This is a genomic window from Paenibacillus sp. BSR1-1, from assembly GCF_030403775.1.
Lineage (GTDB): Bacteria > Bacillota > Bacilli > Bacillales > Cytobacillaceae > Neobacillus.
The window spans coordinates 43,704-63,089 of the sequence record NZ_JAQMWQ010000006.1 but is presented as its reverse complement, the minus strand read 5'-3'; the positions used below and the strand labels follow the sequence as shown (position 1 = coordinate 63,089).

Annotated in this window: 17 protein-coding genes; 7 read left to right on the top strand and 10 right to left on the bottom strand. The window is 38.8% G+C overall.

Translation table 11 applies throughout. The annotated features are described in order from the left end of the window. Positions 1-92: 92 nt before the first annotated feature. The 3 genes from PH210_RS11850 (at position 93) to PH210_RS11840 (ending at position 4,150) form a co-directional block, all read left to right on the top strand. Positions 93-2,123 (top strand): alpha-galactosidase, encoded by a 2,031-nt coding sequence (locus PH210_RS11850; RefSeq protein WP_289985582.1) that lies wholly within the window; start codon positions 93-95, stop codon positions 2,121-2,123. A 515-nt stretch (positions 2,124-2,638) separates the two neighbouring features. Next, the gene (locus PH210_RS11845) at positions 2,639-3,565 is read left to right on the top strand and encodes a DMT family transporter (RefSeq protein WP_289985581.1); all 927 of its coding nucleotides are present in this window, start codon (positions 2,639-2,641) and stop codon (positions 3,563-3,565) included. 12 nt (positions 3,566-3,577) lie between these two features. Next, the gene (locus PH210_RS11840) at positions 3,578-4,150 is read left to right on the top strand and encodes a cysteine dioxygenase (protein ID WP_289985580.1); all 573 of its coding nucleotides are present in this window, start codon (positions 3,578-3,580) and stop codon (positions 4,148-4,150) included. Positions 4,151-4,486: 336 nt separating this feature from the next. Here PH210_RS11840 and PH210_RS11835 read toward each other — a convergent pair whose 3' ends face one another. From PH210_RS11835 to PH210_RS11815, 5 genes are all read right to left on the bottom strand, one after another. Next, a complete protein-coding gene (locus PH210_RS11835) occupies positions 4,487-5,452 on the bottom strand; it encodes an NAD(P)H-dependent flavin oxidoreductase (RefSeq protein WP_289985579.1) in 966 nt (321 codons plus the stop codon). Positions 5,453-5,477: 25 nt separating this feature from the next. Beyond that, positions 5,478-6,191: a metallophosphoesterase gene (locus PH210_RS11830; RefSeq protein WP_289985577.1), complete on the bottom strand. Its 714-nt coding sequence runs from the start codon at positions 6,189-6,191 to the stop codon at positions 5,478-5,480. Between the two features lie 201 nt (positions 6,192-6,392). Beyond that, positions 6,393-6,917 carry a methylated-DNA--[protein]-cysteine S-methyltransferase gene (locus PH210_RS11825; RefSeq protein ID WP_289985576.1) on the bottom strand — a complete coding sequence of 175 codons (525 nt, stop codon included), beginning with the start codon at positions 6,915-6,917 and terminating at the stop codon, positions 6,393-6,395. Then, the gene (locus PH210_RS11820; protein ID WP_289985574.1) at positions 6,901-7,503 is read right to left on the bottom strand and encodes a bifunctional transcriptional activator/DNA repair enzyme AdaA; all 603 of its coding nucleotides are present in this window, start codon (positions 7,501-7,503) and stop codon (positions 6,901-6,903) included. Before PH210_RS11820 ends, PH210_RS11825 begins: the two co-directional genes overlap by 17 nt. A 198-nt stretch (positions 7,504-7,701) precedes the next feature. Continuing rightward, positions 7,702-8,670, bottom strand: coding sequence for a ring-cleaving dioxygenase (locus PH210_RS11815; RefSeq protein ID WP_289985573.1), 969 nt, complete (start codon positions 8,668-8,670; stop codon positions 7,702-7,704). A gap of 359 nt (positions 8,671-9,029) precedes the next feature. Between PH210_RS11815 and PH210_RS11810 the strand changes: the two genes are divergently transcribed. After that, positions 9,030-9,722: a hypothetical protein gene (locus PH210_RS11810; protein WP_289985570.1), complete on the top strand. Its 693-nt coding sequence runs from the start codon at positions 9,030-9,032 to the stop codon at positions 9,720-9,722. Positions 9,723-9,944: 222 nt separating this feature from the next. On the opposite strand, the gene PH210_RS11805 is transcribed toward PH210_RS11810, so the two are convergent. The 5 genes from PH210_RS11805 to PH210_RS11785 all read right to left on the bottom strand — a co-directional run bounded on the left by PH210_RS11805 (position 9,945) and on the right by PH210_RS11785 (position 15,627). Then, the gene (locus PH210_RS11805; protein ID WP_289985569.1) at positions 9,945-10,781 is read right to left on the bottom strand and encodes a DUF4405 domain-containing protein; all 837 of its coding nucleotides are present in this window, start codon (positions 10,779-10,781) and stop codon (positions 9,945-9,947) included. Between the two features lie 390 nt (positions 10,782-11,171). After that, positions 11,172-12,341, bottom strand: coding sequence for a sulfite reductase subunit alpha (locus PH210_RS11800; protein ID WP_289985567.1), 1,170 nt, complete (start codon positions 12,339-12,341; stop codon positions 11,172-11,174). A 244-nt stretch (positions 12,342-12,585) separates the two neighbouring features. Then, positions 12,586-13,473, bottom strand: coding sequence for a peptidylprolyl isomerase (locus PH210_RS11795; protein ID WP_289985565.1), 888 nt, complete (start codon positions 13,471-13,473; stop codon positions 12,586-12,588). A 284-nt stretch (positions 13,474-13,757) separates the two neighbouring features. After that, positions 13,758-14,609, bottom strand: a complete 852-nt coding sequence (locus PH210_RS11790) for an aldo/keto reductase (RefSeq protein WP_289985564.1) — start codon at positions 14,607-14,609, stop codon at positions 13,758-13,760. 34 nt (positions 14,610-14,643) lie between these two features. Beyond that, positions 14,644-15,627 carry an aldo/keto reductase gene (locus tag PH210_RS11785; RefSeq protein ID WP_289985562.1) on the bottom strand — a complete coding sequence of 328 codons (984 nt, stop codon included), beginning with the start codon at positions 15,625-15,627 and terminating at the stop codon, positions 14,644-14,646. A gap of 186 nt (positions 15,628-15,813) precedes the next feature. Between PH210_RS11785 and PH210_RS11780 the strand changes: the two genes are divergently transcribed. The 3 genes from PH210_RS11780 to PH210_RS11770 all read left to right on the top strand — a co-directional run bounded on the left by PH210_RS11780 (position 15,814) and on the right by PH210_RS11770 (position 19,262). Beyond that, entirely contained in the window at positions 15,814-16,737 is a 924-nt protein-coding gene (locus PH210_RS11780; RefSeq protein WP_289985560.1) for an AraC family transcriptional regulator, read from the top strand. Positions 16,738-17,201: 464 nt separating this feature from the next. Then, positions 17,202-18,563 carry an arsenic transporter gene (locus PH210_RS11775; RefSeq protein ID WP_289985558.1) on the top strand — a complete coding sequence of 454 codons (1,362 nt, stop codon included), beginning with the start codon at positions 17,202-17,204 and terminating at the stop codon, positions 18,561-18,563. 27 nt (positions 18,564-18,590) lie between these two features. Further along, positions 18,591-19,262 (top strand): YwrJ family protein, encoded by a 672-nt coding sequence (locus tag PH210_RS11770; protein WP_289985556.1) that lies wholly within the window; start codon positions 18,591-18,593, stop codon positions 19,260-19,262. Positions 19,263-19,386: the final 124 nt, after the last annotated feature.

The window sequence follows — 19,386 nt, the reverse complement described above, 5'->3', positions numbered from 1 at the left end:
ATTAAAAAAATAAGTTTTCTGTAATATTATTAACTTAATAACTACAAAAATATTTCCTATCAAATAAATCTATCAATTTCGGGGGAAGTTTTATGCTTAAGAAGGTTATCACATCATTATTAATGTGCACATTCATCCTTGCTGGAAACTTTCCTTTTTCTATAATAGATTCGGATAAAGTCGAAGCTTCTTCCTATAACACTTTAGCCCAGCGTCCATTTATGGGCTGGAGCAGCTGGAGTTCGATTCGCAAGAAGCCGACAGAGGAAAACATTAAAGCGGCGGCTTATATTATGGCAGCAAAATTTAAGTCGCATGGATACGAATATGTCAATCTTGATGATTACTATCAGCTTGATTGGACGACAACCGTGGACAAATATGGCAGATGGGTTGTCGACCCTAAGAAATTTCCAAATGGCATGAAGGCAGTTGGGGATTATATCCACAAAAAAGGATTAAAATTTGGTCTTTATGTCACTCTTGGCATTCCTAAAGGGGCGATCGATCAAAACACCCCGATTGAAGGAACACCCTTCCACGCAAAAGATATCGTTGACCTCAGTATGGGGCAAAAAGTAAGTTTTAATTTCGACAATATGTATTCCATCGATTACTCAAAACCTGGGGCACAGGAATACATCAATTCTTGGGCAAGGCTGTTTGCTTCTTATGGAGTAGATTACCTTAAGATTGACGGCGTTCGCAACCAGGACATTCCTGATATTGAGGCATGGGCAACAGCTTTGGAGAAAACAGAAAGACCGATTCATGTGGAATTATCCAATAACTTGGATATCCACCATATATCGACTTGGCAGCAGTTATCCAATGGCTGGCGGACTGATCACGATGTGGAGGCATATGGCACACCAACAAACACCAATTGGAAAAAGGTGTCTAGAAGATTTAGTGATGTCGCAAATTGGCAGCCTCATGCTGGGCCAGGCGGTTGGAATGACTTGGATTCATTAAATGTGGCTAACGGAAGTAAGGATGGTTTAACAGAAGACGAAAAACGTTCGTATATTTCTCTATGGGCCATTGCCGCATCCCATTTTGTAATTGGGAACGACCTGACAAAATTAGATAACTATGGAATCAGTCTGCTAACGAATGATGAAATTATTGGCGTTAACCAAAGTGGTATACCTGGGAAACGGTTATTCAAAACCGACGACTCGCAAGTATTCTATCAAAAACTGCAAGATGGTTCATACAACATTGGTCTCTTTAATACTGGAACATTAACTCAAAAGGTAACCGTCAATTGGTCAGATTTAGGCATTCAAGGGCCGGCCATTGTTCATGATATGTGGAGCCATCAAGATTTAGGGAGCGAAGACTCTGGATTCACGGCTAGACTTGCCACTCATGATTCCAGGATGATTCATGTGGTTCCTGCTTCATCCCCTGCGGTTTCTCCTAAAAGCGGGGAAATCGAGGTTGCCCCATCTAAAGTTTCTTTAAACTGGGAAGCCAAGTCTGGCGTTGACAGCTACCATGTACTCGTTGCTGCCGATCCTATTTTTAAAAACATTGTGTCTGATCAAATCATTTCTTCGCCGTCGATCGATTTAGCTGACTTGGAGACGGGTACACAATACTACTGGAAATTATCTACTGTTTCGGAAGGATCCGAAAAACAGATTGGCATCTATTCCTTTCATACCAAAGTGACAACAGCACCTGATTCACCAGACTGGGTATTAGCCAATAGGAAAAATAAAGATTCAGTTTCACTTTCTTGGAATCCCACTTTTGGTACGGCATCTTATACAGTCTTTCGAAAGGAAATTAATCGTTTTGGAGTCAGCAGCAGTTACAAACCAATCGCTTCAAATCTAACTAATCCAAATTATGTGGATAAAGCTGCACCACTTAGCAAGTGGACCCACTACTCGTATGTTGTTACTGCAAAAAATGCGAACGGTACTAGCAAAATGTCTCCCATTGCACAAACCTACACATCAACTTTTACAACTCAGCTTGCAATTCTTCTAATAGTTTTAATTTTGGTCCTCCTATCCGCACTTGGAATTGCCAATAAGAAATTTAAATTAATCGCCCAAAGGCTATTTAGAAAACAGAAAAATTTTGGTCAAGAAGAAGTATGGGACTAACCATTTAAATCAAAAGAGTTCGGAACATTTGTCCCGAACTCTTTTTTATAATACCAGTGTATATTGTATTTGATTGGGCGATATTGCTGTGACGGCATGTATGCGATAGCCGATACTGAGTAACTGAGATAAAGTCTCAGAACAATTGAATCTTGGAGGCTCTGTCGGTGCATGAAAGCTTTTATAAAGGTCAATAAATTGGTTATCTGCTGTGCAATGAAGCAATATGACATGTTTACCAGTCCACGCCTGACCTATTATGGGTTCGGGGTGAGTATCTCTATAGTTCATCAACAAAAACACCTTCATAGTTAGATAAACTATTTTATGAAGATATCCTTGTCTATGGTTCTAAAAAAACCTGGAAAGTTATTACGGTTTCTTCCATTTATAATCAGTTTGACCATGACCACTTTTAATTTAATCATTTACCTCTTTTGCAAAAGTCACAAACATCTTATTTTTGGACAAGCATAAGATGAAATAACGATCATTTCTGAAAGGGATGTTCAGACGTGGCTTATAATAGATTTAGGCTAACCGCTTCACTATATGCGTTAATGTCCATTAGTTTTTGGGGAGTCTCATTTGTATCGACCAAGGCGGTTCTTGGAAAGCTTGACCCCTATTCAATACTCGTTCTTCGTTTTGGAATAGGAACCCTATTTCTTCTGTCGTTATTACTCATGCAGCGTACTCGGCTAAAAGTCTCGATTCAATATATTCCCCATTTAATGATATTGGGCATTCTTGGAGTATTTGTGCATCAAGTCCTACAAGCGACAGCATTGCTGACGATAAATGCGTCTTCTGCAGGATGGCTCATTTCACTTTCCCCGATCTTTACGGTTATCTTGTCCATTCTCTTTTTGCATGAGAAGATGAGTATGACTAAGGCTGCGGGTATGGTGCTGGCCATAACAGGTGTGTTGCTGGTCACAACGACAAGAAGTGGACAATCCTTTCAAATTACCCTGAATATTGGACTTTTTCTCATGATTCTGAGCACATTGAATTGGGCTGTTTATTCAGTGCTCTTAAAATCTTTAAAAATTCCTTATTCCCCTCTTTTAGTGACATTTTATTCTAGTTTACTAGGCTTAATTCTTACCATACCTTTTATCATCCGGAACAGAGGATGGGAATCCCTTTCACTTCTAACCCATACTGAATGGGCGCATTTGTTATTTCTGGGGGTTTTCGTTTCTGGCGTTGCCTATTGGTATTGGGGGAAGGCACTTGAAATTTTAGAAGCTTCAACGGTTTCGATGTTTTTATATTTAGAGCCTCTCTCGACTTTAGTTGCAGCGGTTTTGCTTTTGGAGGAAAAAGTTTTATTCATAAGTGCTGCCGGAGGAATCATAATTATAATTGGAGTCATTGTCGTTAATGGTCAGCTTGTACCTATGTTGTTTAGACTCTTCAAGAATAAACGCCCATAGGAGGATAGCTTTATGACTTTGACAAGTAGGATTAGGCATGTGTTGGATCCCTTAAAATGCCCATCAAAAACCGATTTAAAAAAAGCTTTATTACAATTAGATCTAAAACTTGATGATCTTGCTGGCTTACCGGAACCATCCGTGGGAAAGCCATACAATCGGAAGCTCCTTTATAAAAATGAAGAAGTCGAGATGCTCGTGATGAATTGGTCTCAGTTGGAATGCGCCCCCCATGATCATGGCAATTCCCACGGCTGGATCCAAGTCCTTTCCGGCACCTCCCTGAATTCGGTTTATGAGGTGAAAGGAAATGGCTTGCCATTTGAATTGTTCCATGAATTCCATCATAAAGGGAAACATTTTTATGCACCAAAAAAAGCTATCCATAAAATGCAAGCTTCAAATAAGACCAATTTAGTCACTCTCCATCTTTATTCCCCTCCCATTACCGGAATGATTGTCTATGATTTACAAAAATGTGCTGCTTGTGTTGTTTCTGACGACTGCGGAGCTTGGTGGCCTGACGAACAATATCAAAAAGTAAAAGAGATTCAACTAAAGAAGGATGCTGTTCCTGATAAATAAGTACAGAAGAAGGCAACGACCACAAGTAACAGGGTAGTTGCCTTCTTTGATTTCCTTTCTTTACATTTAGTCTACTTTTACATCCTCTAATAAATAATCAGAATTATTCACAGCCTTCTCATACTGTCCTGTCTCTCCATAGTGGGTATACAACTGTTTGCTATAGCGTTTCGTTAGTGGATTGGACCTTCAATGCAGAACAAGGTCAAGGAACATATTATGATGATACAGATGCCAGCAGCAACTAAAAAATAGGTAAAAAACTAACAATTTTTAAGAGCACCCCAATTGTTCAACACGTCAAACAATTGGGGTGCCTTTTTTGCAGGAAATTTTTTATCCGATATGAACGATTCTCTCTTTTGCTGCCATATATTCGCGATATAGCTTGTCAACGAATTCTCCTGCACCCGTGACCTCATTAATAACTCCGATTCCCTGACCGGATCCCCAGATTTCCTTCCACGCTTTCGGCTTCGATGATCCATCAGAAAAACTCATCTTAGATGGATCGCTTTCAGGAAGGGCCTCTGGATCCAACCCAGCTTTTCGGATAGATGGAGCCAGATAGTTTCCATGGACACCTGTGAACAAATTACTATAAACAATATCGTCAGATGTAGAATCAACGATTGCCTGCTTATATTCTTCAACAGCATTCGCTTCATGGGTCGCAATAAAAGGCGATCCGATATAAGCAAAATCGGCCCCCAGCGCTTGGGCAGCTAATACCGCATTACCATTGGCAATCGATCCGGACAAAGCAAGCGGACCGTTGAACCATTGGCGGATTTCTTGAATCAATGCAAATGGGCTCTTTACGCCGGCATGACCGCCAGCACCGGCAGCAACAGCAATCAACCCATCTGCCCCTTTCTCGATGGCCTTGTGCGCAAACTTGTTATTGATAACATCGTGCATCACAATTCCACCGTAACTATGTATCGCGGCATTTACATCCTCACGTGCCCCAAGGGAAGTAATAATGATCGGAACTTTATACTTCTTACACAATTCCACGTCATGCTCGAGCCGATCATTAGACCTGTGCACGATTTGATTAATCGCGAACGGAGCAGCAGGCCGGTCCGGATTCTTTGCGTTGTACGCTGCCAGTTCTTCTGTGATTTCTGCTAACCATTCATCGAGCATAGATGCAGGCCTGGCATTTAGGGCCGGCATAGAGCCAACAATTCCTGCCTTACACTGTGCAATGACTAGTTTCGGATTACTAATGATAAAAAGAGGTGCGCCGATTACAGGAATACGCAACCCTTTAAGTATTGATGGAATATTTGACATGTTCACTTTGCCTCCATTTGAAAATTTATTTTCTTAAAACTGATGCTGTACTAAACTGGCCATCGGATATGATTAATGCATTTAGCTGTCCGCCAAAAGCACATCCTCCATCGATTCCGATTACTCGGTTCGGACCAAAATATACATTATTATGATTATGTAATCTTCTAGTTGGTGTATGACCGAAAATGATTGTTTCACAACCTTTATACTCATAAATAAATTCATCACGAAGATTGAGAAACTCTACTTTGGTCGTTTTTTCCAATCCTTTTTTCGGATTAATTCCTGCGTGAACAAAAATTAATTCTGACTCCTTTTGATATAATGGGAGCGACTGTAAAAAGGAAATTTGTTCACGAAAACAGTCTATGATGGTTTTTCTTACTTCATTTTCTTTTATTTGGTCATGCAGCAATTGGGAATATTCAACACTGCCCATTCCAAGTCTTTGTAGGCAGCTATTAATCGTAGCTATTCCGCCAATTCTGCCATAGTAAAAAATGATTTCTTTATCATCCAGCCATCGTAAAAATAAATCATCATGATTGCCTAGTAATGCCGTTGCACCTTGGCCGCACCAATCTATTACCTTATCTACTACACCCATACTATCTGGTCCGGAGTCAATATAGTCTCCTAGAAAAATAACTTCATCTGGTTGAGCTTTGGTCTTTTGCAAAAGTAGATCAAGCTCCGTTAAACAACCATGAATATCAGATATTACGATTTTCCTCATTTTTCACCTCTCTTAAAAATGGCTAATTTTTTGATAAATAAGAGTGAACCATAAATTAACTTTGATTTATTATTTCAACATAATAGGCATGAATTCCTCTGAATTTTCTAATTTTTATTTAAGAATTGATGTTTTCATTTTGAACGGGACCTTAGTTAAAAAAATAAAAATGAGGCCGTAAGCCTCATCAATGGTTAATTTCTATTTAAATCCTTGCCGTTCCAAATCAAGGAGTTGTGTCTTCATCTCTAATCCGCCTCGGTAGCCGGTCAACGAGCCATTTTTTCCAACAACACGATGGCATGGTACGGTAATTAACACCGGATTAGCTCCAATTGCCGCGCCAACTGCTCGAACAGCGGCTGGTTTATCGATATAGTTTGCAATGTCAGAATAGGATTTTGTCTCTCCAAACGGAATCTCACAAAGTGCGTTCCAAACAGCTACTTGAAACTCTGTTCCATGAATATCAAACGGAACAGAGAAATCTTTTCGTTTCCCCTCAAAATATTCCATTAGCTCGGCTAAATAAGGCTCTAGCCTCTCCCGATCCTCCACGAGAAAGCTGCCAGGAAATCGTTTTTCTGCCCAAGCAGCCAACTCCTCAAACGATTTGTTTTGTGAGCCAACGAAACAAAGTCCTTTCTCAGAAGCTGCAATATTCAATTTCCATTCTTTAAATATAAACTGTGACCAATAAATGGGTGGGTTAATTTGAGCCTTCATTTTGAGGTACCTCCATATTACGTTGAAATTGTCGATATTGGGCAGGAGTGTATCCTATCTTTTTTTTAAATAAGGTAACAAAATAGGGGATATTAGGTATCCCTACTGCTTTTCCAATGTCCGCAATTGCTAGGTCAGACTGAAGCAATAAATTTTTCGCTGTTTTTATTCTGATTTGCTGGGTATATTCTACAGGAGTAATGCCGGTAATCCTTTTAAAAGTCCGATGCAAATGATATGGGCTACCATGGCTCATTTCAGCCAATGTTTCCAGCGTCAGCTTTTCAGGATAATTCTTATCAATGTATTCTGTAATGAGCGCAACCCATTCGTTATCAGGTAATCGCTCGTTGGTCGGCTTGCATCGTTTACAAGGTCGAAAATGGGCCGATAGTGCTTCTTCTGCGTTTTGAAAAATTCGGACATTTTCCTTTTTAGGAATGCGCGATTTGCATGAAGGCTTACAGAAAATCCCTGTGGTCTTAACAGCATAGATAAATTGATTATTATACGATGCATCGTTCCTGATTATGGCCTGCCACTTTTCATCGGTTATCATTTCACCGTTTAAATCCTCATGTATCATATTGTCCACCACCAGCAATTTGTTAATATCACTATACCTCGTTTTCAATTAAAAGAAAGCATATTCAAATAAAAAAGCAAGATAATGAAATTATGTTTAATGTCGAAAAATGAGTAAACGCACTAGCGGAAATTTCACCAGTGCGTTTACTTAGATTATAAAAGTTTTTTCGTAATTTGAATCCTAAATTCCAATCTTTCAATTCAGTTCTAGAGGCCGTAAATTTTCTTCAATTTCTTTTCGACGGGGCTCTAAAAATGGCGGCAATGCTAAATTTTGACCCATTGTTTCCATAGGTTCATCAGTTGCAAACCCTGGTGTATCGGTTGATAATTCAAACAAAATACCATTTGGCTCTCTAAAATATAATGCTTTGAAATAAAAACGCTCTACCTTGCCTGAATTTGGCAGACGGTTATCCTTTAGGTGCTGTGCCCATTGATCGTATTCTTCTTCATTCGGAACCCGAAAAGCAACATGATGGACTCCTCCACGACCTAACCGAGCTCTTGGCAAATCGGGCCTTGTCTCAATATGAACTTCTGCCCCGCTGCCTCCCTCTCCAGTTGCATAAACCAAGATTTCAGGGAACTCCCCTTCAAGAGATGGATAAGAACCGACAAAACGAAAACCCATGACTTCTGTAAGTACACCAATCGTTGGTTCGGAAATTCCGACAGTAAGTGTTACAGGCCCTAGACCATTAATGGCATGTTCTGTTGGAATATCATCCCGCTGCCAAGGAATACCTGCTCTTACTCCTTTTTCACCGTTATCTGCAACGAGCAATAATCGAGTTCCATCAAAGTCTCTAAAAGCTAAAGTATCACGTTGAGCTCTTCTTTCAATTTTTCCATGCTCAATCCCAAAGTGGCTAAAACGTTCCTTCCAAAATTCCAATGAATTTGTACCTTTAACCCTCAAAGAGACAGTAGAAATTTCAGAAGTTCCTCTGTAAGAATTTCCAAGTCCAGGGATGTCAAAAAAGGTGATCTCCGTTCCAGGTGTTCCTTCTGCATCTGCATAAAATAGATGGTACGACTTTGTGTCATCTTGATTGACTGTTTTTTTCACCAGCCTCATTCCTAAAATTTTCGTATAGAATTCATAATTTTTTTCAGCTTTCCCGGTCATAATTGATACATGATGTAATCCTAATAGTTCCATTTCATTTCACTCCTTTGTAGATATTTATTTTATTTTTTCGTTTTGGATTTAATAATTATTATCTCAAATTAAAGTATCTTGAATCTGAGATAATAATAATACGAATAATCTTTTGTGTCAATAGGTATTGATTATTTTTATTCAATTTCATTATATGAAACGACAAAAACTTTCCAATCTCTGTTTTTCGATAATAGAATTGCTCATAAATACTCAATAAAAGGAATTATCCATCGGATTTCATAAGAAAGTGACGATGAAAACTCAGCATACCTTGAAAGGAAAGTAAAAAAAAATATTGAATTTATAAACCTATACGGGGAAAAACCCTATTACAAAATCGGAAAGGTTGTGAGTTTATGAGACTTCTGAATGTACAGCCAAAGAAAAACTTCAGCTACATCTTCGTTCAATTTCCAGGAATGAACATGAATGTCCCAATGCTCTCGAACGATGAGGGAAAGGGGGTGAATGATGATGTTGCTTTATGTATCCAATTAACTAGCAAAGGGAAGGTTGCTGATTTATTTCTTGTCCGTACCCAAAGTATTAGACCCTTTGACTTTGAAGAAATTGGAGCAAAAGCAATATTTCGAGTCATCAGGCAAAAAGAAATCTCTCCAGACTCACAAACGAACAAATCCGAAGAATTCGTCACGTTTATTACGGATGAAGCAGCAGTTGTCCAGAAGAAATCGGAGACAGGCTATCACTTCGTCTTGGTATTAAATAAACGTGAGATCGGGATTGTCGCTTCGATTGAAGAAGTAGTTCTTCAATCGGAGAAGAATTTATCGCAGCTTAACGAGAAAGTGGAAATGCGCAATATGGAACGCACTGTTAGTAAAAAAAATAAGGCTGCCCTAGAAAGGAGAGTCAAAAAGAGGATTTTCTTGGGAGACGGTGTCTTCCAGTATGATGTAGTTCATGGACAAATCCGAATACTTTTTGAGGGCGTTAAAAGAAAAGTGACAGTATTTTCTCCTGCCGCGTTAGATTTCATCGGTCCAGGTGATCAGAACCATCCAATTTTCATTATGAGGAGGTGTTGATTAGCATTATCCACTATGGAATAAAAACTTCATATTATTAATAATATCGAAACACAAGGATTAATAGGATAATCCTTCTCGATAAAATTTAAATAAGAAAAGATATTAGGAAAGGGACAAATAAGTGAAAATTTATATAGAGACTTAACCAAGGGGTTAAGTCTTTTTTACTTTAATTGAATACTAACAAAAAAGCCCGCTTACCACGAAGCTGGCTTTCTGTTATGAAGTTTGAGGCCGAAACCTTGATTCTCGTTTTTTCCTTAATATTCGTTTTTCTATATAGTAGGTAGGAATGATGATGGCTGCCCATATTGCAAAATAGTTAAGGACGACGAGAAATGGATTGCTGTTGCCGCCATGTCCCTCTTTTCCATGGAATTTTCCTTCACGAAAATCTCTGTTAGGCGGTGCTTGATTTGTATTCGTTGTTGTTGTGTTCCCTTGGTTCGTTGTGTTCCCCTTATTGGTTGCCTGCTCACTTTGCTGCATTTGTTTCGTCATGAATTCACCATTGCTAGGTGTTGCAGTTGATGCAAACCATTGAATACCCCCTGCCAAAATGGCCAGTGATAGAATAACTGATGCTAAAACACCATTCCTAAGTTTTCCTTCCTTCGATTTAAACGCTTTTTTACAAATACTAATGATCCATTGCCAATGAACCCCAACATGTAGACCAACTAAAGCCAGTGTTACATCAGCAGAAAAACCATGAAGTTCACGGATTGTATGATTCCCTTCAATCGCAAGACTTGGCAATACTACCCTAGAAATAAGTATCCCCGTTACAATGACAGCCGCCATTGAAATTAAAAGGAGGATATTTAATAAGTAACTAAATCGCGTTTTTTTTGGTAGTTTTGGATCTAATATTTTTTTGGTTGTATTGATTACCCATTGATAGTTCAAACCTATATGAACAAGGATTGCAACTCCTATTACAAGACCAGATATTTCATGAAACGGTAAACCGTCTAATACTCTTGGATTCATTAGCAGCACAAACGTAATGGCCAGCAACAAATCAAGGACAATTTTTGTATAATTCTTTTTCATATAATAATTCCTCCGAATTTAAATAGAAACCTTTAACTGATTCCCATTATATTGGGATAACCTTAAGATAATCTTAAATTCAAAATTAATCTTAGGTTAAAAAGTGAATTAAAGGACCTTATGTGACTGAAACTAGGGTCAAAAGAGGATTTCGGTAACGTAGAAAGGGTCTACGTGACTGAACACCGAATCAAAAGTGCATTTCGGTAACGTAGAAAGGGTCTATGTGACTGAACACCGAATCAAAAGTGCATTTCGGTAACATAGAAGGATCAACTACGTAACTGAATCTAAGATTGTAAGTTTGCTGCCCTCCAAGCAAAAAAGAGTGACTTCATTGTCCGCTGTATGCGGAATAAAGTCACTCTTTAGGAAAATAATTAATTAAATTTAATACACATCACGCTGGTAACGCCCTTGACCCTTCATATCATCCAGATAAGCCTGAGCTTCATCACGAGTCATGCTTCCTTCCTTTTCGATTACGGTAAGTAGCGCTTCGTGGACGTCTTTTGCCATATATTGCTTATCTCCACAAACGAAGAAGTAAGCTCCATTTTCCAGCCATGCAAACAAATCTTTACTGTTTTCAAGCATTTTATGCTGTACATATACCTTCTGTTCAGAATCACGGGAAAACGCAGTATCAACTCTTGTCAGTACTCCATCTTTTTGATATTTCTCTAACTCGTCCTGATAAAGAAAATCTGACGCCGCATGCTGGTCTCCAAAAAACAGCCATGATCTCCCAGCAGCTTTAATCACTGCACGTTCCTCGATAAAGGAACGGAATGGGGCAATTCCTGTCCCAGGACCAACCATAATGATATCTTTCTCTTGGGACTCTGGAAGATGGAAGTGTTTATTTGGCTGAACAAATACTGGAAGCGTATCCCCTTCTTGAACACGTTCTGCAACTAAAACTGAACATACCCCTTTTCGCTCGCGGCCGTGAGCCGTGTAACGAACTGCGCCAATCGTTAAATGCACTTCACCAGGATGAGCGGCGATGCTGCTAGCAATGGAATAAAGACGCGGAGTCATTTTTCTTAATAGTGAAACAAACTCTTGTGCTGAAGCTTTCCATGGACCGAAATCACGGAACATATCAAGCAGATCGCGACCATTGGTATATTCTTTCAGCTGATTCGCATTTTCCACTAACACAAGCTTTTTTAGCTCTTCATTTTCTGTAAATTCAGCTGCCTGCTGCAGGATTTTTTTCGATAATAGTGTGATTTCAAAATAAGATGTTAAAGCTTCTTTTAATGGAAGCGTTTCACCCTGTTTATTAATGATTACACTTGCTTCTTCATCCCACGCCATCTCGTCTATTAGAGAAGCCACCAATTCTGGGTCATTCGCAGGAATAATACCAAGGGCATCACCCGGGACATAAGATAGGCCTGATCCGTCTAATGATAGCTCAATATGACGCGTTTCTTTACTAGAACCTGCTCCATTTAAATTTACATTGTTGAGAACCTTCGCTTGAAATGGATTCGTTCTTGAAAAAGGTACTGCCGTTTTATCTTTTGGGTTTTCTAAAGTAGTTTGCATAATCTTCACCTCAAATTGTTTGCATTAATAAATTTTGTTAGATTATTATTCAAATTTTTGTTCGGTCCCCATTTGATCATTTAATTGCACCAAATAGGCACCCATCAACAGTATCTAATACATTTTCTAATAAAACAACAAATATATTCACATTTCCATTAAAAAGCTATTATTCTTATTTTACAACAAGATTTTTTAATTGAATGTGTCCTACATCACATCAGTGCTTTTGACTTTTCTTTAACTATACTTCCGCAAGTGTGTTCTTAATATCATAGTCCTTTTTCTTTTCCTCAAGCCATGTTGTATACTCTGTATCAATTTTTTGCTCTAGTAATTGCTCTTTGATTTCCGCCTTACTATCGTCATAATTTGCTTCTTTTGCTTCCTTTTTAGCCTCTACCTTAATGATATGATACCCATATTCGGTCTTCACTGGGTCACTAATTTGGTTTACAGGGAGCGAAAAGGCAGCATTATCAAATTCTGTTACCATATCACCTTTTGAAAAATATCCAAGCTCTCCGCCTTGATCCTTCGTACTATCATCAGTGGAATATTCTTTCGCTAATGCCGGAAAATCACCGCCATTCTCAAGCATTTGCTTGACTTCCTTGGCAGTCTTTTCATCAGCAACGAGGATATGGCTAGCTTTTATTTGCTCAGCCTGGGCAAACGAATCTTTATTCTCCTCAAAGTAGGTTTTCATTTCCTCTTCCGTGATCTCGATTTCCGGTTCGAGTAATTTCTTAATCGTCAGGTAATTTTTCATATCTTCTTTAACAGCTGAAAGTGTAGTATTATTGCTTTCTAGAGCCGAGTTAAAAGCCTCCTCGCCTCCATATGATTCTTGTAATTTTTCAATCTGTTTATTTACATCACTTTCAGAAACGGTGATTTTTTGTTTTGTTGCCTCTGAAGCAACAATTTTATTTGCAATTAATTGGTCAACGGTTTCTGAACCATATTGTTTTACCATTTCATTATATAAATCATCTTTTGTTATAGCCTTCCCATTAATTGTTGCAATGGCATCGTCTTTTTTCAGAGCAAAACTAAGTATAATTGCTGATACAGCAATTACTGCAATGATAACGAGTAAAATCTTTTTCTTTTGTTTTATTAACGACATTCCTTAAGTTCTCCCTTTCTTATTTGATTTTCTATTTTCTCTTACATCAATTGAAAATCTTATAATGAAGGGGATTCCTTAAGTTTCTCTTAATATAAAAGGAGGCAGAAAAAAACTGCCCCCAAAAAGAGACAGTTAATGATTCCCAATTTTAGCGATTAAGGTTTTGCCTAAATGAGCAGTAACAATCCATTAGGTTTTGCCTGCAATACTAGTAACAATCCTGCATCTACTGATTCAATTATATTAATGATTAGTCATTACAATGTTAACTTGTTTTAGTGTTAAATATCCAATTTGCGGGTACCAATCCATTTTACCATTTCAGGATCTCTATGCGAAAAGAACAAGCTCTCTTTCGTATCTAACGCAGCAATCTTCTCCATATCCTGGATGCTTAATTCAAAATCAAAGATATTAAAGTTTTCGATAATTCTTTCCTTACGAACAGACTTTGGAATCGCAACGACTCCTCTTTGCGTCAACCAGCGTAAAATCACCTGGGCAACGGATTTATTATATTTTTCCGCTATTGATACTAATATTTCATTCTGGAACATGTTATTTCGCCCTTCAGCAAATGGGCCCCAGGACTCTATTTGAACATTATTCTCTTTCATAAATTTAGCACTTTCTATTTGCTGGTTGAACGGATGTGTTTCAACTTGGTTAACTGCAGGAATCACTTCATTATGAATGATTAAATCGAGCAACCGGTCTGGATGGAAGTTACTCAATCCGATAGCCCTGATTTTACCTTCACGGTACAATTCCTCCATAGCACGCCAAGAACCAAATACATCGCCATATGGTTGATGAATTAAATACAAATCCAAATAATCCAATTGGAGTCTTTCCAGAGATTTTTCGAAAGCTTTCTTCGTGCTCTCATAACCAGTGTCCTGAACCCAAAGTTTCGTGGTAATAAAAAGTTTTTCTCTTGGCACGCCACTTCGTTTGATCGCTCTCCCGACTGCTTCTTCATTCAGATAAGAAGCAGCGGTATCAATCAGACGATAGCCAGCTAGAATAGCCTCATACACACTTTGTTCACATTCGTTTGCATCTTGAATTTGATAAACACCGAAGCCTAATAAAGGCATTTCTACTCCATTGTTCAAAATTACTTTTTGCATCTGAAATCCTCCAGTTTTATATGTCATATGTCTGTTATTTTCCCACTCTATTAGCGTATTCCGCCGGGTAGCGGTCTCCCGCAATCTCGATTTTCGATAGCGCGTCATTCAAATCACTTAGTTCCTTAGGAGTCAGTTCTACTTCAGCAGCACCAAGATTTTCTTCCAGACGTTCTAATTTACGCGTGCCTGGAATTGGAACAATCCAAGTCTTTTGGGCAAGCACCCAGGCTAGAGCGATTTGAGCCGGCGTTACGTCTTTTACTGCAGCAATGTTTTGAATCAATTGGACCAAAACCTGGTTCGTTTCGAGATTATCCGGCATAAAGCGAGGTACAATGTTGCGGAAGTCCGAGTTAACGAAAGTAGCATTCTTATCAATTTTTCCGGTTAAAAATCCTTTTCCTAGCGGGCTGAATGGTACAAAGCCAATTCCTAGTTCTTCAAGCACAGGCAGCAGTTCGTCTTCAGGACTTCTCCACATCATGGAGTACTCACTTTGAATGGCCGTAAGCGGATGAACAGCGTGTGCCCGGCGAATTGTTTCTACCCCTGCTTCAGAAAGTCCCCAATGCTTAACTTTGCCTTCCGTGATTAGGTCTTGAACGACTCCGGCTACTTCCTCAATTGGCACACTTGGGTCAACACGATGCTGATAGTAAAGATCTATCGTATCAACTTTAAGGCGTTTAAGCGAGCCTTCGACTGATTGCCTAATGCGCTCCGGTTTGCTTTCAAGCACCTGCTTGCCGTTTTCCATTTGGATACCGAATTTTGTGGCGATAATCATCTTTCCCTTATATGGAGCTAAGGCTTCGCCTACCAGCTCCTCATTCACATATGGGCCATACACTTCGGCGGTATCAAAGAAAGTCACGCCACGATCAATCGCCTTATGAATTAGGGAGATCATTTCTTTCTTATCTGAGGCTGGTCCGTAACCATGACTCATCCCCATGCAACCAAGCCCAATCGCAGAAACTTCTAATCCACTTTTTCCTAATTTGCGCTTTTGCATATTTATCTTCCTTTCATTTATTTTTCAGTTGTTTCTCTTTCTACTCACTTATTATCCAATAAATAAAAACGTAATCGGTATCCCATTCGTCGCAAAAGATTGCCTAATCCTCTCACTACTACTTACGCATTAATTGAAGAGGCATTATAATAGAAACATCATTGATGATAAACCAAGGAGGATTGTATGTCAGACCAAATCTATAATCAGCAGGATGAACTCGCTAAACTCATTGAACGTTATTCAGGCAAGGACGGTGTTCATACTACCGATATTCCCTCTTTATTTTTCATTCGAGAGTCTAATGTTACCGAACCAGTTTACAGAGTATACAAACCTTCCCTTTGCATTATCGTTCAAGGCGTGAAGGAGGTATATCTTGCACAGGAACGCTTTCGGTACAGTCCTGCCGATTACCTAGTTGCATCCGTTGACTTGCCGGTTTCCGGCCAAGTAATAGAAGCTTCTTCCGACGTTCCGTATTTAGCTCTTAAGCTTGAATTTACACCGAGTCAAATCTTAGAGGTATTGAGTGATTCACAAATTCGGGTTGGCCCAAAAGAAAGTGCAAAACGAGGTATGTTTGTCAGCAGGGTCGAGCCTTCTTTGTTGGATGCGGTAATCAGATTAGCTTTATTACTAGAAAATCCTAAGGATATAGCGGTACTTGCTCCTCTTTTCAAAAAGGAAATTCTCTATCGGGTTCTGCAAGGGCAGCATGGATCTGTATTGGGGCAAATAGCAATAGAAGGAAGTTCTACTTTTCAAATTAGTGATGTTATCCAACATATAATGAATAACTATGAGAGGTCTTTTCGCATTGAGGAGCTTGCGGAAATAGCGAACATGAGTGTTTCTTCACTTCATAGACATTTTAAAGAAGTAACCGCGATGAGCCCGATACAGTTCCAAAAACACCTGAGGCTGCAGGAAGCCCGTCGCTTATTATTATCCGAATCAACAGATGCCGCTGATGTGGCATTCCGGGTAGGCTATGAAAGTCCATCGCAATTCAGCCGTGAATATTCCCGTATGTTTGGTTTTCCACCTAGAGAGGATATTAAGCGCCTTAGGGGGAAATATGAAGATAAGATAAATATAAATGCATGAATGCCTGCTTTTATGGTAAAACGAAATTCGATATCATATTAAAAAGCCCAAGTTCTCACCATTTAAATTGAGAAATTAGGCTTTTTTTGTTGCTCTGTCAAAGCAATTATCTCCAATTTGATTCAGGTAAGATAATACAATTAACACCAATCTATTTTTGGCATCCGTATCTAATCCCCTTTCTTCTGTTATTTATAAAATCCACATTTTCTGCAAGTAAATTTCAAACCCACTTATTTGTCTTGACATAAGTAATTACTATTTAAATATTTTTTAGACTCTAGTTGATTTTATTGAAAAAAGGGTACAAACCCAAAGCCTGTCTTTATTGTGACACATATAGATATAGCACAACAATACAAAAGGATAGATGTAAGGGAGGGACATTAGCGGAGTAAGACAAGTGGAGGTCATGTCGTCTCAGGAAACATCCTGAATTATGAGCTTAAAGAAAGGAGATCAATATGGTTCATTTTACCGTTTGGATAACCATTATCACTTTTGTGGTTACCCTCGGATTTATTCTTTGGAGACCCAGAGGAATTAATGAAGCTATTCCTGCTGCAATCGGTGCGATTATTGTCGTGCTAAGTGGAAGTGTTACATTAGCTGACCTGGGTATCATTGCAGACACCATCGGTGGTGCCGCCATTACGATTATGGCAACGATTGTCATGGCAATTGTGTTAGAAAGCTTCGGTTTCTTTAATTGGGTAGCAGAAAAACTCGCTGCCAAGGCAAAGGGCTCGGGGATTCGCTTATTCTGGTATGTGAATCTTTTATGCTTTCTTATGACACTCTTTTTCAATAATGATGGAAGCATTTTAATTACAACACCCATCTTAGTCATGTTATTAAACAATATGGGTTTGAAAAATCGTCAAAAAATCCCTTATTTGCTATCAGGTGGATTGATCGCCACCGCTTCGAGTGCTCCCATCGGGGTTAGCAATATCGTAAACTTAATCGCCTTAAAAATCGTTCATATGAGTCTGTACCTGCATACGGCGATGATGTTCGTACCCGCAACGTTTGGGCTACTCCTGCTGGTAGGACTTTTGTTTATCCGATTTTACAAAGTCTTACCCAAAACCATACCCACGAATCTAAATGGGCTGTCGTTCAAGTCTTATCATCCACTTAAGCAAGGAATTAAGCATGCATCAGAAAAAGATCGCTCCAGATTTATGCGAAATGTTCTACTGTTCGTATTTGCGGTCCGAGTCAGCCTCTTTGTCGCTTCTTTTGTGAACATTCCAGTCTCTCTTATGGCTGTCATTGGTTCTCTTGTCCTGTTAGGGTGGAGATGGGCATATTTAAAAATATCCCCTGCTGATATGCTGAAAAAGACGCCGTGGTATATTATCGTTTTCGCCTTTTGTATGTATACCATCATCTACGGTCTGAATAACATTGGTTTAACGGACTGGTTGATTGGCTTCATTGAACCAATTGTTTCTGGAAGTCTATTACATTCGAGTGTTGTGATGGGGGTTCTACTATCTGTTCTGTCCAATATCTTTAATAACCACCCAGCGCTCATGATTGGAACACTCACATTAACTCATATGAAACTAACCTTACTCGAATTGAAAATTGCCTATCTGGCGAACGTGATAGGAAGCGATATGGGCTCTTTACTTCTTCCTATGGGGACACTGGCGACTTTAATGTGGATGCACATTCTTAGAAAAGGAAAAGTGATCATCTCTTGGTGGGAATATGTGAAAATTACTAGCGTTGTGATTCCGCCTACTGTTTTATTCACTTTAGTCGTTTTATATTATTGGGTTTCTACTCTTTTTGGCAATGTTCTTCAACGATAAAAAATTTTAAAGAAAAGGAGATTTAAGATGCTAATTGATTTGGTTGATTTAATAGGAAAAGATATTGAGGTGGAAATTTCAGGAGGGAAATTGCACAAGGGAACCCTGCTTGATAGCGGATTGGACATCATAGTCGTATATGATGCTAAAAACCATTCTTACCTTTATATTCCTTTTACCCATGTTCAAAGATTAAAAGAAACGATATTAGACGAAGAATATTCCTCTACGGAACCTCCTTCAAATCCAATTGATACGGATGTGATTTCGTTTCGAAAAGCATTAACTTATGCGAAAGGGATGTTTGTCCAGGTTTATGTGTCTTCGAATAAATCCGTTTATGGCTATGTAACGAGCATTATGAATGACTACTTTGTCCTTCAGTCCCCGGTGTACAAAACACTGTTTATTTCAATGAATCATGTAAAATGGCTCATTCCTTGTCCACCAAAAACGACACCATATTCCTTGAAAAGCGAAAACATAGATATGATGCCAAAAGCCGCTCCAATATCCAGATCTTTTGATGAACAATTGAAAAAATTTGAGAATCAACTAGTGATTATTGATGGTGGAGACCACAATGAAAAGGTTGGATTACTTCAAAAGATTGGGAATAACAAAATCACGCTTATAACGGCTGAAAGCGAAGTGGTGATTCGGAATTTAGAGCACATTAAAACGGTACAGTTAACGTGATAAAAATAAAAAGTGGGTGCTTTCAAATGGAATATGAACAAAAAGAATAATCCAACCTGTTTTGCCGACGAGGATGGATTACTCATTACATGATGACATATATTTTTTTCGGACCGTGCCGCTC